The sequence below is a fragment of the Leucobacter sp. WKLB1 genome, assembly GCF_059696215.1.
In genome coordinates, this window is the sequence record NZ_AP046115.1 from 2,992,052 (window position 1) to 3,006,902 (window position 14,851).

14 protein-coding genes are annotated in these 14,851 nt (G+C 67.3%); 5 read left to right on the forward strand and 9 right to left on the reverse strand.

Features of this window, described 5'->3' with window-relative positions; translation table 11 throughout:
• Positions 1-3 precede the first annotated feature (3 nt).
• Positions 4-1,134 carry a mannose-1-phosphate guanylyltransferase gene (locus ACZF5Y_RS13705; RefSeq protein WP_497533233.1) on the forward strand — a complete coding sequence of 377 codons (1,131 nt, stop codon included), beginning with the start codon at positions 4-6 and terminating at the stop codon, positions 1,132-1,134.
• Positions 1,135-1,215: 81 nt separating this feature from the next.
• Here ACZF5Y_RS13705 and ACZF5Y_RS13710 read toward each other — a convergent pair whose 3' ends face one another.
• Positions 1,216-1,956, reverse strand: coding sequence for a PDC sensor domain-containing protein (locus tag ACZF5Y_RS13710; protein WP_497533235.1), 741 nt, complete (start codon positions 1,954-1,956; stop codon positions 1,216-1,218).
• 36 nt (positions 1,957-1,992) lie between these two features.
• Positions 1,993-2,799 carry a FadR/GntR family transcriptional regulator gene (locus ACZF5Y_RS13715; protein ID WP_497533237.1) on the reverse strand — a complete coding sequence of 269 codons (807 nt, stop codon included), beginning with the start codon at positions 2,797-2,799 and terminating at the stop codon, positions 1,993-1,995.
• Between the two features lie 468 nt (positions 2,800-3,267).
• Between ACZF5Y_RS13715 and ACZF5Y_RS13720 the strand changes: the two genes are divergently transcribed.
• From ACZF5Y_RS13720 to ACZF5Y_RS13735, 4 genes are all read left to right on the forward strand, one after another.
• Entirely contained in the window at positions 3,268-4,386 is a 1,119-nt protein-coding gene (locus tag ACZF5Y_RS13720; protein ID WP_497533239.1) for an ABC transporter ATP-binding protein, read from the forward strand.
• Between the two features lie 34 nt (positions 4,387-4,420).
• Positions 4,421-5,599 (forward strand): ABC transporter substrate-binding protein, encoded by a 1,179-nt coding sequence (locus tag ACZF5Y_RS13725; RefSeq protein ID WP_497533241.1) that lies wholly within the window; start codon positions 4,421-4,423, stop codon positions 5,597-5,599.
• Positions 5,600-5,682: 83 nt separating this feature from the next.
• Complete coding sequence (locus ACZF5Y_RS13730; RefSeq protein WP_497533242.1) at positions 5,683-6,567, forward strand: ABC transporter permease; 885 nt, start codon at positions 5,683-5,685, stop codon at positions 6,565-6,567.
• A 15-nt stretch (positions 6,568-6,582) separates the two neighbouring features.
• Positions 6,583-7,392, forward strand: coding sequence for an ABC transporter permease (locus ACZF5Y_RS13735; RefSeq protein WP_497533244.1), 810 nt, complete (start codon positions 6,583-6,585; stop codon positions 7,390-7,392).
• Positions 7,393-7,443: 51 nt separating this feature from the next.
• Here ACZF5Y_RS13735 and ACZF5Y_RS13740 read toward each other — a convergent pair whose 3' ends face one another.
• From ACZF5Y_RS13740 to ACZF5Y_RS13770, 7 genes are all read right to left on the reverse strand, one after another.
• Positions 7,444-8,682, reverse strand: a complete 1,239-nt coding sequence (locus ACZF5Y_RS13740) for an iron-containing alcohol dehydrogenase family protein (protein ID WP_497533246.1) — start codon at positions 8,680-8,682, stop codon at positions 7,444-7,446.
• Positions 8,679-10,172 (reverse strand): aldehyde dehydrogenase family protein, encoded by a 1,494-nt coding sequence (locus ACZF5Y_RS13745; protein ID WP_497533247.1) that lies wholly within the window; start codon positions 10,170-10,172, stop codon positions 8,679-8,681. Before ACZF5Y_RS13745 ends, ACZF5Y_RS13740 begins: the two co-directional genes overlap by 4 nt.
• A 20-nt stretch (positions 10,173-10,192) precedes the next feature.
• Positions 10,193-11,299: a mandelate racemase/muconate lactonizing enzyme family protein gene (locus ACZF5Y_RS13750; RefSeq protein WP_497533248.1), complete on the reverse strand. Its 1,107-nt coding sequence runs from the start codon at positions 11,297-11,299 to the stop codon at positions 10,193-10,195.
• 9 nt (positions 11,300-11,308) lie between these two features.
• On the reverse strand, positions 11,309-12,250 hold the full coding sequence (locus tag ACZF5Y_RS13755; RefSeq protein WP_497533249.1) for a glycine betaine ABC transporter substrate-binding protein: 942 nt from the start codon (positions 12,248-12,250) through the stop codon (positions 11,309-11,311).
• A gap of 93 nt (positions 12,251-12,343) precedes the next feature.
• Entirely contained in the window at positions 12,344-13,120 is a 777-nt protein-coding gene (locus tag ACZF5Y_RS13760) for an ABC transporter permease (protein WP_497533250.1), read from the reverse strand.
• Positions 13,117-14,157 (reverse strand): ABC transporter ATP-binding protein, encoded by a 1,041-nt coding sequence (locus ACZF5Y_RS13765; protein WP_241488042.1) that lies wholly within the window; start codon positions 14,155-14,157, stop codon positions 13,117-13,119. The genes ACZF5Y_RS13760 and ACZF5Y_RS13765 overlap by 4 nt, the downstream gene beginning before the upstream one ends.
• Positions 14,150-14,815: an ABC transporter permease gene (locus tag ACZF5Y_RS13770; protein ID WP_239683950.1), complete on the reverse strand. Its 666-nt coding sequence runs from the start codon at positions 14,813-14,815 to the stop codon at positions 14,150-14,152. The genes ACZF5Y_RS13765 and ACZF5Y_RS13770 overlap by 8 nt, the downstream gene beginning before the upstream one ends.
• Positions 14,816-14,851: the final 36 nt, after the last annotated feature.

A 14,851-nucleotide genomic window follows, 5' to 3' on the forward strand; every position in this document is an offset into this window, starting at 1 on the left:
CCCATGACCGAGCAGACCTCGACCACGCCCGCCATCGAGCGGTTCACCTGCGTCATTCCGGCGGGCGGGGTCGGGTCGCGCTTGTGGCCGCTGTCGCGCGCGAATGCCCCGAAGTTCCTCCTCGATCTCACGGGGTCGGGAGACTCATTGCTGCGCGCGACCTGGGATCGTCTCGCTCCCCTCGTTCCGGCCGAACGCACCATGGTCGTGACCGGCATTTCGCACCGCAATTCGGTCGCCGAGCAACTCCCCGAACTGCTCCCCGAGAATCTCGTCACCGAGAGCGAGCCCAAGGATTCGTCGGCGGCCATCGGGCTCGCCGCCGCCATTCTTGAGCTGCGCGACCCGGATGCGATTCTCGGCTCGTTCGCTGCCGATCACGTGATCCGCGGCGATGTGCTCTTCCAGCGCGCCGTCACGACGGCGGTGCAGGCCGCCGACCTCGGGTACATCGCCACCATCGGCATTCACCCATCGCACCCCGCGACAGGCTTCGGCTACATCGCCGCGGGCGCAGCGCGGCGCGATATTGCGCCCTTCGATGTCTACGACGTGACCTCGTTCGTCGAGAAGCCCGACGCCGAGCAGGCCGAAGCATACATCGCCGACGGCGGGTACCTCTGGAACGCGGGCATGTTCATCGCGCGCGCCACCGTGCTGCTCGAACAGATGGCACTGCACCAGCCCGCACTCGTCGAGGCGCTCCGCGAGATCGCCGCGGCCTGGGACACGGAGCGCGGCGCCGAGGTGCGCGAGCGGCTCTGGCCGACGCTTCCGAAGATCGCGGTCGACTACACCGTCGCCGAGCCCGCCGCCGCGGCCGGCAAGATGGTCTGTGTCGCCGCCCACTTCGACTGGGACGATGTGGGCGATTTCGCCTCGGTCGCCAACCTGCTCACCCGCGGGCGCGGCAGCGACCTCGCCGTGCTCGGTGACGGAGCTCAGGTGCTCTCCGACGCGTCAAGCGGCATCGTCGTCTCCGAAAGCGACCGCCTCGTCGCGCTGGTCGGCGTTGAAGACATCGTCGTCGTCGACACCGCAGATGTGCTGCTCGTCACCACGAAGAACCGCGCGCAAGACGTGAAAAACCTCGTCAGCCGCATGAAGGTGACCGGAGGCGGGCACCTGCTGTAACGGGGTTGCCTCAGCTCTTGCTACAGCGCCATGTCGAGCGCTCCAGTCGGGGCTTCGCAGTGCGATCCGCCATGGGCGCCGCTACGCGGCGACGAGCGAGAACGGGTACCGCCGCGACGAGACGATCTGCGGCCCCACACCCGTGTGCACTAGGCCGGCGAGGCCGCTTTCGGGGTCGGCGCCCGCATAGCGATCGCCCGTTTCGAAGTCGGGGTTGTTCGAAAGCACGACGCGGCCGTTCGCGTTGACCAGGGTGGTTCCCGATCGGCCCGCGAGCACGGGCATCAGCGCGTCTTCGAGCGAGGAGACGAGCACGTCGGCGCACACGACGCCCCAGAAGTCACCGTCGACGAGCACCGGCACGGCTGAGGTGATGGTGATCTCGTTCGAGCAGAGGTAGTCGACGAAGGGGCCGGCGACGTGTCGGTCGCCCGTGGCTTCCGGGACCCTGTACCACTCGAGACGCATCAGATCGATCGCGGCCTGCCCAGGGCCGAACGTCGATGAGGCGAGCAGATTGCGATCACGACCCTGCCACCAGGCGAGTGGATTCCCCTCGGTGACCAGATCGCCGCTGGCACAGAATCCTGCGCCGTACAGCGGCCGATCCACCGTATCCAGCACCTCGTGCGCGCCGTTCTCGACGAGCGCCGCGAGCTGCGCTCCCGTCAGATGCGCGTCATCTTCGCGTCGACGCCGGAGCACCGAGACGAGTCGAGGCAGCCAGGTATCGAGAGGTGCGAACACGCCATCGAAGAAGTCGTCGACGCACTGCAGCGCAGATTGGAGTGGCGCTTCGGCAGTGTCAGGCGCGGCAGTCACGGCTCTCTCTTCCTCTTCTTCGAGGTCGCGAGATTGTCAAACGCCCCCACGACGCGATTCCAGTGTGCCACGAACCCCACCATCTTGTGGAGCGGCGATGAGTTCGTTGCGGAACTGGACCAGCCACCGCGCCGAGGCGCGCACGGTCTCGCGCACGGCGGATCGCGCGGCGTCGGCATCACCCAGCCGTGTCGAGCGGATCTGCGCGGCCAACGCTTCGTGCGTCTGCAGTCGCGCCGCAGTATCGATGTCTTGCAGGGCGAGCAGCGGGGTGAATTCCGTCTGCACGCGCACGTGCTCGTTCGTCAGGCGGACGGACTGGCTGAGCGCTGCGAGTTCGAGCTGCACCTCGGTGACGCGCCGGCGCCAGGTCACCGCGTCGAGGCCTCTTGAGCGTTCGAGCACAAGCGCGACGATGTCGAGTTCGTCGGGTGTCGCGCGCTGGCAGGCGTATTCGGCGCACGCGCACGCGATCGCCTCGTAGAGCACGGCAAGGTCGGCGAGCGCGACACGGGGCATTGCCATGAGCGATCGCGCATTCACTTCTTCGACGGCGCCGTGGCTGGGACGCACGAAGCTCCCTCCGTTGCGGCCGCGTCGGGTCTCGATGAGTTCGCGGTGACGCAGGCCGCTCAGCGCCTCGCGCACGGTGACGACGGCCACGCCGAGCAGTGCCGAAAGCTCGGTCTCGCTCGGCAGGCGCTCTCCCTCGGTGAATGCCCCGACCGAGATGGCTTGCACGATGCGCGACTCGACGAGCTCGATGCGCCCTTCGTCTCCGATGGGGGCGAGCGCCGCGGTGCGCAATCGGCTCGGAGGCGCGGACGGAATCAGACTGACCACCGTATCTCCTCCGATTCTCGCGGGCTCATCGAGTTTCCCACGCCCCGCAGTGAGTTTTCCCTGCGCCACTCCGTGCCGGCCCGCTCGCCTCGCCCGGTCGCACGCCTCTGTCGCCCCGCCCGCCCCTGCACCCCACTCGATACCTGCACCCCGCAAGCGCCGGCACCCCACTCGATACGGGCACCCCACTCGATGCGGGCACCCCATTCGGCGGAGATTCACCGGATCGCCGACCGTTTCGGCCAAATCGGTCCGCGATTCCGTGAATCTCCGCGGCAGGGGGCGGGGTGAACAGGAGCGGGCGGGCGCCAGCCCGCTCCGACCCCACGCTCGCCCAGAGAACGTGCACGCCACTACCGCGCCGTGACCGAACCGTGATCGTGCCGATTCGACCCCGAAACAAATCCTATAAAAACATATGTTATGCTTTCTGGCATCGGTTCGACAACGACGTTGAGGAGCACTCGCATGACCCGAGACACCCCGGGCACTGCCCCCGGCACGACCCCCGGCACCGCAGCGAGCGACACCGCGGTGTCCGTGCGCGGCGTGCGCAAGCAGTTCGGCGATCTCGTCGCCGTGAACGACCTCGACATCGAGATCCGCGCCGGCGAGTTCTTCTCCATGCTCGGCCCGTCGGGTTCGGGCAAGACGACGGTGCTGCGCATGATCGCGGGCTTCGAAGCCCCGACCGCCGGGCGCATTCTGCTGGGCGGCACCGATGTGACCGATGCCGCACCGTTCGACCGCGAGGTGAACACGGTCTTCCAGGATTACGCGCTCTTCCCACACCTCACGATCGCCGAAAATGTCGCGTACGGGCTCCGGGTGCGGGGAGTTTCGGGCCAAGAACGCCGGCACCTGGTCGGCGAAGCACTCGAACAGGTGCGACTCGCGCACGTGGCCGACCGCTCGCCGGCTCAGCTCTCGGGCGGTCAGCGGCAGCGCATCGCGCTGGCTCGGGCACTCATTCTGCGCCCCCAGGTGCTGCTGCTCGACGAGCCGCTCGGCGCGCTCGACAAGCAACTGCGCGAGCAGATGCAGTTCGAGCTCAAGCAGATTCAGCGCGACGCCGGCATCACCTTCGTCTTCGTGACTCACGATCAAGAGGAGGCGCTGACGCTGTCGGATCGCGTGGCCGTCTTCAACAACGGCAAGATCGAGCAGGTCGGCAGCCCCCGCGAGGTCTACGAGTTTCCGCAAACGGAGTTCGTGGCGACGTTTCTCGGCATCACGAATCTGCTCACGGGATCAACCGCCGAGCGCATTCTCGGCGTCAGCACACCGCACAGTGTGCGCCCCGAGCGGGTGCGTCTCGTCGACCCGACCACCCCGCTCGAACCCGGTCAGATCGCGATCGCAGGCGTGGTGCTCGAAACCGTCTACGCGGGCGCGCACACGCGATACCTCATCGAAACCGAGAGCGGTACGCGTTTCATCTCGGAGCAGCAGAACACGCACACGCCGCGCACCGACCCCAGCGTGCGACGAGGCGATGCGGTGAGCGTGCGCTTCGCCCGCGACCACGCGGTCGAAGTGCCCGGCACCGCGGCCCCGACCCCGGTCGCCGAACCCATTCCAGCCTGAAATCACCCGATCCACCGTCTACGAAGGAGTAACGATGCACACCAAACTGCTCGCCCCCGCGGCCCTCATCGCCGCGGTCGGCCTTGCCCTGTCGGGCTGCGCCAGCACCGGAGGCGGAGACGCCGAAGCCGGAGGGCTCTCGATCGATGTTCCCGAGGTGCCGATGATCGACACCCTTGGCGACACCGAATCCGAGCTCAACATTGTCGCCTGGTCGGGGTTCGTCGAGCCCGCATGGACCGACCAGTTCACCGCCGACACCGGCTGCACGGTCAACCGCAAGGTCGCCGCGACCAGCGATGAAATGGTGCAGCTGATGCGCACCGGCGAATACGACCTCGTCTCGGCATCGGGCGACGCGAGCCTGCGACTCATCGTCGACGGCAACGTGCAGCCGCTCAACACCGAGCTGATCCCGAACTTCGGCGAAGACATCGTCGAGGGTATGAAGGGGCAGCTGTACGACACACTGAACGGCAACATCTACGGCATTCCGATCGGCAGAGGCGCCAACATTCTGGAGTACAACTCCGACGTCGTCACCGAAGAGCCGACGAGTTGGGACGTGGTGTGGGAGGCCGACAGCCCCTACGCCGGCAAGATCGCCGCCTACGACAGCCCGATTTACATCGCCGACGCCGCGATCTACCTCATGGCGACCCAGCCCGACCTCGGCATCGAAAACCCCTACGCGCTCGACGACGAGCAGCTGGCCGCCGCGACTGATCTCCTCAAGCAGCAGAACGGCATGGTGTCCGAGTACTGGTCGCCCGCGACCAACGTGACCTCGTTCACCGGCGGCAATTCGGTGGTCGGCACCTCGTGGGAGGTGCTGCGCAAGGCGACGCAGGAGGACAAGTTCAAGAGCGTGCTGCCCGAGGAGGGCTCGACCGGGTGGTCGGATGCTTGGATGCTCGCGACCGATTCCGAGAGCCCGAACTGCGCCTACGCGTGGATGGACTACACGAGCAGCCCCGAAGTCAACGGACAGATCGCGATGAACTTCGGCATGGCTCCGGCCAACGCCGCATTCTGCGAGACCAGCGATGAGGCTCGCGAGCACTGCGAGTACTACAACGCAACCGATGAGGAGTACTTCAAGCAGGTGTGGTTCTGGACCACTCCCATCGATCAGTGCCTCGACGGCCGCACCGACGTGCAGTGCACGAATTACCAGGACTGGACCAACGCCTGGGCCACGGTGAAGGGCTAACCCGCCCGCCCGCGGGTGGTCGGGGCGCACGCCGGCCCGACCACCCGCTCTTCCCGATCCACGACCGTCAGCGAGGACCCATCGTGTCGCACACGCCCACTCTTGAGCGCCGCTCCAAGCCCGTCTCCACCGTTCTCCACCGCCACCCGCGCGGCCGACTCGCCGCACTGCTCACGCTGCCGATGGCCTGGCTCGTCGGCGTCTACATCCTGTCGCTGGCTCTGCTGCTGCTCACCGCGTTCTGGACCACCGATCCCTTCACCTCGCGCGTGAAGCCGGGGTTCACCCTCGACAACTTTCAACAGCTGATCACCGTGCCGGCGTATCTCGCGACGGCGCTTCGCACCCTCGGCATCGCCCTCGCGGTCACGGTGATCTGCGCGGCGGTGGCGATCCCACTCGCCGTCTTCATGGCGAAGGTCGCCGGCCCCCGCCTTCGCGCCGTGCTGGCGGTCCTCGTGACGCTGCCGCTGTGGGCCGGATACCTCGTCAAGATCATCGCGATGCGACTCGTCTGGACCGAGGAGGGCTTCTTCAACTGGGCACTGTCGCCGTTCGGCATCGAGGGGCCGGGATTCGGGGTACTCACGGTCGTTCTCACCCTGGTGTACCTCTGGTTCCCGTACATGGCGATTCCGGTGTACGCAGCGGTGTCGCAGATTCCCGCGAACCTGTTCGACGCCTCGTCCGACCTCGGCGCGAGTGGTGCCCGCACGATTCGCACGGTCGTCGCCCCGTTGCTGCTCCCTGCGCTCGTCGCCGGCTCCATCTTCACGTTCTCTTTGAGCCTCGGCGACTACATCGCCGCCATGTACGTCGGCGGTTCGACACAGATGATCGGCAGCATCATCGCGCAGAACATCAACCTGAACCCGCCACTCGCCGCCGCGTTCTCGTTCGTGCCGATCGTGCTCGTCGTGATCTACCTCGGCCTCGTGCGCCGCACCGGCGCGATCAACAATCTCTGACCAGGGAGCCCCGCCATGCTTCGACTCAATCGTTCGACCCGCGTCGCGCTCGCCGTCATCACGGTCATCGCGCTGGGGTTCATGTACATCCCGCTGTTCGTGATCGTCATGAACTCGTTCAACTCCGGCCGCGTCTCTGGCTGGCCCATTCCCGGGTTCTCGCTCGAGTGGTGGGGCAAGGCGCTCACCAACCCGGCGGTGCATGCCGCCCTGCTCAACTCGGTGGTCGTCGCCGCGGTCGCCACCGCGTTCGCCCTCCTGCTCGGCACCCTCGCCGCCTTTGCACTGCAGCGGTTCCGCTTCTTCGGGCAGCAGACGGTGAACCTGCTCATCGTGCTGCCGATCACGCTCCCCGGCATCGTCACCGGTGTCGCCCTCTCGAACACCTACTTCCAGGTGCTCAAACCGATGGGCATCAATGTCGGCTACTGGGGCATGATCATCGCGCACGCCACGTTCTGCGTGGTCATGGTGTTCAACAACGTGATCGCGCGTCTGCGTCGCATGCACCCGAACCTCGAGGAGGCGTCGATGGATCTCGGGGCCGGCATCGGCCAGACCTTCCGGCTCGTCACGTTTCCGCAGTTCCGCAGCGCGTTCATCGCCGGCGGTCTGCTCGCCTTCGCCCTCTCGTTCGACGAGATCGTCGTCACCATCTTCACGGCACCGCCCGGCGTAGAGACGCTGCCGCTCTGGATCATGAACCAGATGGCTCGCCCCAACGAGGTCAACCAGGTGAACGTGGTCGCAACGGTGATGATTCTGCTGTCGCTCATTCCCGTCTACTTCTCGCAGAAGATGTCGGCAGTCGGCAACGCGAAGTAGGGGCGAACCCGGGCCCGGCTGCGGTGACGACTCGGGCCCGGGCCGAACCACTCAGCCGTGCAATGCGGCGCGCAGGATCGCCACCACGTCATCCGCGGTCGGCTGCACGGGCGCATTCACGGTGACCGCGTCCGCGAGCGTGTCGGCCGCGAGCGAGGGCAAGTCGGCCTCGGTCACGCCGAACTGCGCGAGCGGGGCCTGCAGCCCGACCTCGCGGGCAAAGCCGACAACGCGATCAACGGCGGCGGCAGCGTTCGCCGCGGTGTCGACATCGGTGCGCCCGACGCCGAGCGCGAATGCGACACGGGCGAGCCGCTCGGTGCGTGCGGGCAGCGTGAAGGCGAGCACGCCCTCGACCACGAGCGCGAGTGCGAGACCGTGCGGAATGTTGAAGCGCCCGCCCAGGGGGTGCGCGATGCCGTGCACCAGGCCGAGGCCGGTGTGCGAGAACCCGACGCCGGCGACGTGACTCGCGAGCAGCAGCTCGGAGCGCGCTTCGAGGTCGGAGCCGTCGCGCACAGCGCGGGGCAGGTACGTCGACACTGTCGCGATGACCTGCAGCGCGATGCCGTCGGAGTAGGGGTTCGCGCGCACCGAGAGATACGACTCGAGCGCGTGCGTCAAGGCATCGAACCCGGTCGCTGCCGTCGCGCCCGCGGGGAGCCCGATCGTGAGTTCAGGGTCGAGCACGGCGGCCCGGGCCAGCGCGCTCTCGTGCCCGACGTAGAACTTGCGGTGAGCGTCGACATCGGTAATCACGCCGAACGCGTTCACCTCGGCACCTGTGCCGGCGGTGGTCGGCACTGCGACGATCGGCAGGGCGGATGCCGCGAATGGCGTCGCGTAGTCGAGTGCGATGCCGCGCTCCGGGTTCACCGCGCCGAGCGCGATGCCCTTCGCCGCGTCGAGTGAAGAGCCCCCACCCACTGACACGATCGCCTGCGCCCCGATTGCGGTGGCGAGATCGCTGCCCGCGTCGAGATTGAGCGTTGTCGGATTGGGCGTGACTTCACCGTAGATCTCCACGGCGACGCCCGCGGCGTCGATCGACGCCCGCACCCGCGCGACGATGTCGGACGCGGCGAGAAATGGATCGGTCACGATCAGTGCCGACCGGGCACCGAGCCCGGCGACGATCGCGCCGATCTCGACGACTCGCCCGCGCCCGAAATAGGCGATGGGCTTCGAGTCGAGGGTGAGTTCGGTCTCGGCAAGGGGCCGAGGCAATAGCGCCAACCGGCTGGCATCGGCGATCACGGGTGCAGCGGGCGCCGAATTCGAGGTGTTCACAGGTCTCCTCCGAGGTCGATCCAGGTGGTCTTGAGGGCGGTGTAGCTGTCGAGCGCGTGGAGGGAGCGGTCGCGGCCCGATCCCGAACCGCCGAAGCCCCCGAACGGCGTGATCACGTCGGCGACGTCGAAGGTATTGACCCAGACGGTGCCGGCGCGCAAGCCGCGCGCGATGCGATGCGCCGTGGTGAGATCGCGGGTCCAGACGCTGGCGGCGAGCCCGTACTCCGAGTCGTTGGCGACCCGCAGTGCTTCGGCGGCGTCGGAGACGCGGATGACGGTGAGTGCCGGCCCGAAAATCTCTTCGCGGGCGACGCGACTGGCATTGTCGACGCCGGTAAACACGGTAGGGCTGACGTAGTAGCCGCCGTCGAGCCCATCGAGTCGCACGCGATCACCGCCCCAAACCTCGGCTCCCTCGCCGCGAGCCACATCGACGTATTCGAGCACGCGCTGCAACTGCGTCTCGCTCGCGATCGTGCCGATCTGCGTCGATTCGAGCAGCGGGTCTCCCTGCACCAGCTCGGACCCGATGCGCTGCACCGCAGCGACGAGCGCGTCGGCCACCCCTTCTTGCACGATGAGGCGGCTGCCGCCGTGACAGGTCTGCCCGGCGTTGTAGAAGATGCCCCAGGCCACCGCACTCGCGCAGGCCTCGAGGTCGGCCACGTCGTCGAGCACGATCTGGGGCGACTTGCCCCCGAGCTCGAGCGACACCTGCTTGCCGTTCGACTCCCCCGAGTAGCGCATGAATTCCAGGCCCACCCGGGGTGATCCCGTGAACGCGATCTTGTCGACGCCAGGGTGGCGGCCGAGTGCTTGGCCCGCCACGGCGCCAAGGCCGGGGACGACATTCAGCACGCCGGCCGGCACGCCCGCCTCGTGCGCCAGCTCCGCAAGCTTCAGCGCCGAAAGGCTGGTGAGCTCCGCCGGTTTCAGTACGACCGAGTTGCCTGCGGCGAGCGCTGGCGCGAGCTTCCACGACGAGATGATGAGCGGGTAGTTCCACGGCACGACGGCGGCGACCACGCCGAGCGCCTCCCGGGTGACGAGCGCGAGCGCCTGCTCGGGGGCCGGAGCGATCTCATCCGAAACTTTATCGAGCGCCTCGGCGTACCAGCGGAACACTCGCGCGGCGTTGGGCACGTCGACCCGCAGCGAGTCACCGATCGGGTGCCCAGAGTCGAGCGATTCGAGCAGCGCGAGCTCGTCCAGGTGCTCGAGCATCAGGTCGGAGAGCCTGACGAGCACGCGCTGACGCTCCCGACGATCGGCTCGCGACCACACCCCGGAAGCGAACGCGCGCGCGGCCGCTCGCACGGCGTCGTCGACATCGCCCGCACTCGCGCTGCTCACTTCGGCGATCGTCGATCCGTCGCGCGGGGCGACGGTGGCGAAGACGGCGTCACCCTCGGCGGCGCGGAACTCACCGTTGATGAACAGTCGAGTCTCGGGTCGCACGACCGCGGCGGCAGCGATCCAATCGGTCATTGCAGTGGGCTCCTTCTTCGTCAGGCGATGGTGAAGCGGGCGACGGCGTCGTGGTCGATCTTCGCGCCGAGCCCCGGGGTCTGCGGCACGAGCAGGTCACCCGTACGGTCGATCATGAGCGGTTCCATGAAGAAGTCTCTCCGTTCGGGGGTCCACCCGGGCGGATCGAACGGGAACTCGAGATACGGGCCGGCGTCGACGCCGGCGGCGACGTGCAGGTTCGCGAGCAGACCGAGCCCGTTCGACCAGGTGTGCGGGGTGAAGAACCGGTGCCGCAGGTTCGCCGATTCGGCGACCTGGCGCGCCCGGTACATGCCCACGGCGAGCGCGACATCGGGCTGATAGATGTCGTACGCATCGGCCTCGATCAGCGCGACCATCTCGGGCATGCTGCGCACCATCTCGCCACCGCTGACCTGAATGCCGGTTTCGGCGCGCACGCGGCGCGCCCCGGTCACATCGACCTGCGGCAACGGCTCTTCGAGCCACAGCACCCCGAGCTCGTGCAGTTCTGCGGCGAGACGCTGCACCTTCGCGAGCGGCAGCGCCGCGTCGATGTCGCCCGACATGCGCCACATCTGGTTGAGGTCGACCATGAGGTCGAAGTCGTCGCCGACGGCCTCGCGGGCCGCCCGCACCGAGGCGACGCCCTCGGCGAGGCGATCCCGCGCAATGCGAATCTTCATCGCACGAAAGCCCAACTCGCGCGCAGCGAGCGCCGATTCGGCACGCGCCTCGGGGGCTTTCAGCTCACCGCTCGAAGCGTACGCGGGGAGGCGATCCCGCGCACCGCCGAACAGCACGCTGACGGGGAGCCCGGCGACCTGGCCGATGATGTCCCAGAGCGCCGCCTCCAGCGGCCAGTACCGCCCGCCGTGGAAGTTGATCGTCTCGATGCGGCGCACCTGGTTGAGGATCTGCAGCGGATCGGTGCCGAGGAACAGGTGCTCGAACGCTTCGAAGCCGTCCATGGTGTCGCCCGACCCGTACCCGACGAGTCCGTCATCGGTGCGCACGGTCACGAGCGTGGCGGTGAACTCGGTGCGGGGATCCGGATCCCACGCTGCATTGAAGGGCGGGTCCAGCGGCTGGACCATCCGGGTGAGGGTGATGGAAGTGATTTTCATTGATGCGCCTTAGATGAGTCCCTGGTCGGTGAGGAAGTCGATCGCGACATCCTGCGGATCTTCGCCGTCGACATCGACCTGCGCGTTGAGCTTCTGCATCTCCTCAGTGGTGAGCAGCGGCGTCAGCTCGCCCACGATGTCGGCGATCTCGGGGTACTCGTCGAGTGTTGTCTGCTTCAGCGTGAAGGCGCCCTGGTAGGCGGGGAAGAACTGCAGATCGTCTTCCATCACCACGAGGTCGAGCCCCGGAATGCGCCCATCGGTCTGGAACACCTCGCCGAAGTTGCAGTCGTCGCCCTTCGCCGTGGCCGAGTAGATCACGCCGGTGTCGAGCAAAGCGACGTTCGCATCGGGCACGTCGAAGCCGTACGCGGCCTTGAGCCCCGGCCAGCCGTCGTCACGCGTCGAGAACTCGCTCTCCACGCAGAACGTCTGCTCGGAGACGGGCAGCTTGGCGACGTCGCTCAGCGTCTTGACACCGAGCTCCTTCGCCTTGTCCGCGCGAATCGCGAAGGCGTAGGTGTTGTTGAGCGCTGCGGGGTCGAGCCACGCGATGCCCTTCGCCGCGTCGGCCTTCTTTGTAGCCTCGAACTGCGCCTCGGCACCCTTCACCGGCTCGGTGTTGCCGTTGTAGGTGATCCACGACGTGCCCGAGTACTCCCAGTACCCGAGAAACTCGTCGTTCTCGAGCGCCTGGCGCACGTTGGCCGACCCGACGAGTTTCGTGTTGGCCTCGACGTCGGCGCCGTGCGCGTTGAGCAACTCGGTGGTGAGGTGGGCGAGAATGAACTGCTCCGCGAAGTCTTTCGCGCCGATCTCCCCGGTCAGGCCCTCCAATTCGGTGCCCTGGGAGCCGGCACCGCCGCCTCCCCCGCTCGAGCAGCCGGTGAGCGCGAGCGCCCCGGCCGCGGTGAGGGCGAGTGCTGAGAGCAGTGCGCGTGAGGTCTTCATCTGTTTTCTCCTTCGAAAGCGAATGCGTGCGGGGTGCGACGGTGGGTGCCGTCGCTGGTGAGTGGAAGCGAGTGGGGGCGATCCCGGGCGGAATCACACGCCCTTGGGAGTGAAGAGGTCTTCGGCGATACCGGCGACCCAGTCGATGAGCAACGCGATGCAGGCGACGAGCACCGCGCCCACGGCGAGCACGGGGTAGCGCTGCAGCTTCAGGCCGTTGACGACCATGTCACCGAGCCCACCCGCGTTGATGAACGTCGCGATTGTCGCGACGCCGACGCAGAAGACGAGCGCGGTGCGCAGACCCGAGAGAATCACGGGAACCGCGAGCGGCAGTTCGACGCGCCAGAGCACCTGGAAGCTGGTCATGCCCATACCGCGTGCCGACTCTCGCACGCTGGCGTCGACCTGCTGAATGCCGATCATCGTATTGCGCAGCGCCGGCAAGAAGGCATAGATCACGAGCGCGACGAGCGCCGTGGTGTAGCCGGTCTGCCAGACGATGGCGAGCAGGATCACCACGCCGACCGCGGGCACGGCCTGCCCGATGTTCGCGAGGCCGAGTACGACCGACCGGAACACCTTCGACGGCGACTTCGCGAGCAGCACGCCGAGCGGAATCGCGAGGAGCGCGACGAGTGCCGAGGCGACCACCGTCAGGCTGAGGTGCTCGCCGACCCGCAGCATGATGTAGTTCCAGTTGAGCGTGCGCTGCTCGATCGAGTCGAGGTCGAGCGATGACACCCAGAGCAGCAGGAGACCGAGGATCACGACGACGACGAGCGGCGTCGTGAACCGTCGCAGCGAGATTCGGCGGCGCACCGGCTTGGGTGCGATGCCGATCACCTGCGTCGCGGATGCCACGCTCATGACGACGCTCCCGCAGCGCGCCCGACACCGCCGGGCAGCTCGCCGCCGAGCGCGAGCGAGATGCGCTCGACGGTCAACGACCCCGCGATGCCACCGCGCTCGTCGACCACGTTGACCGCGTCGCGACCCGAGAGCACCAGTGCATCGATCGCGTCGCGCAGGTTGCCAGCGATCGGCACCTCCAGCGCTCCCGCCACCGCGGGGGCGAACCCGGTCTCGTGAATCGGAATCAGGGCGAGACGCTTGAGCGCCGCCCCCTGGCCGATGAACGAACCGACGTATTCGTTCGCGGGCTGCGCGAGGATGCGGGCCGGGGTGTCGAACTGCTGAATCTGGGATCGTTCGGAGAGCACCGCGATGCGGTCGCCCAGCTTGATCGCCTCGTCGAAGTCGTGCGTGACGAAGATGATCGTCTTGCCGATCGACTCCTGCAGGCGCAGGAACTCGGCCTGCAAGCGCTCGCGGGTAATCGGGTCGGTAGCGCCGAACGGCTCGTCCATGAGCATCACCGGCGGATCTGCGGCCAGAGCGCGTGCGACGCCCACGCGCTGCTGCTGCCCGCCCGAGAGCTGCTTCGGGTAGCGGCCCGCGAAGATCGACGGGTCGAGCTGCACGGTGTCGAGCAACTCGTCGACCCGATTCGCGATGCGCTTCTTGTCCCAGCCCAGCAGCTTCGGCACCACCGCGATATTCTCGGCGATCGTCATGTGCGGAAACAGACCGATCTGCTGAATGACGTATCCGATGTGACGCCGCAGCTCATTCGGGTCGAGCGACAGCACGTCGCGCCCGTCGATGCTGATCGACCCCGATGTGGGCTCGATGATGCGGTTGATCATCTTCATCGTGGTGGTCTTGCCGCAGCCCGACGGGCCGACGAAGACGATGAGCTCGCCCGGGTCGATGCGCATCGAGAACTGGTCGACGGCCGCGACCTCCTGGCCCGGGTACTTCTTGACGACGTTGTCGAGTACGATCTCGACGCCCGAGGCGTTCGAGGCGATCTGCGTGATGCCGGTGGCGGTCGATTCAGGCACGGAGCCCCCTTGAAGTCGTGTACTTGGTGACGATGACGAAGATGCCGTCGACGATGAGTGCGAGCGCAGCGACACCGACGGTGCCGGTGAGCGCGAAGTTGAGCGCATTCTTCGAACCGAGGCTCGAGAGCCCCTGGAAGATGAGCTGACCGAGGCCGGGCCCGGCCACGTAAGCGGCGATCGCGGCGATGCCGATGGTGAGTTGGGCGGCGACCCGCACCCCGGTCAAGATGATGGGCCAGGCGAGGGGCAGCTGCACACTGATCAGAATCTTCATGGGCGACATGCCCATGCCCTTTGCCGACTCCATGATCGCCGGGGGCACCTCTCGCAGCCCGACCGCCGTATTGCGCACGATCGGCAGGAGCGAGTAAAAGACCAGTGAGAACACGGTCGGCGTCCACCCGAGCCCGAAGACCGGGGTGAGCAGTGCGAGGAGCGCGAGGGACGGGATCGTGATCGCGACACCCGCAGCCGCGATGACCAGCGCACGCGGCATCGGGCGGTTCCACACGGCGACGCCGAGGAGCACCCCGAGCACGGTGGCGATCAGCAGGGACATCCCGACCACGGCGAGATGCTCTCCCACGAGTTCGAGCACGTCGTCCCACCGGCGACTCCAGAATGTGAGCAGCCCGTCGAAAGTGAATGCGTCCACGTACGCCACTCCTCTCTCTCATCGTTGAGTTGGTTT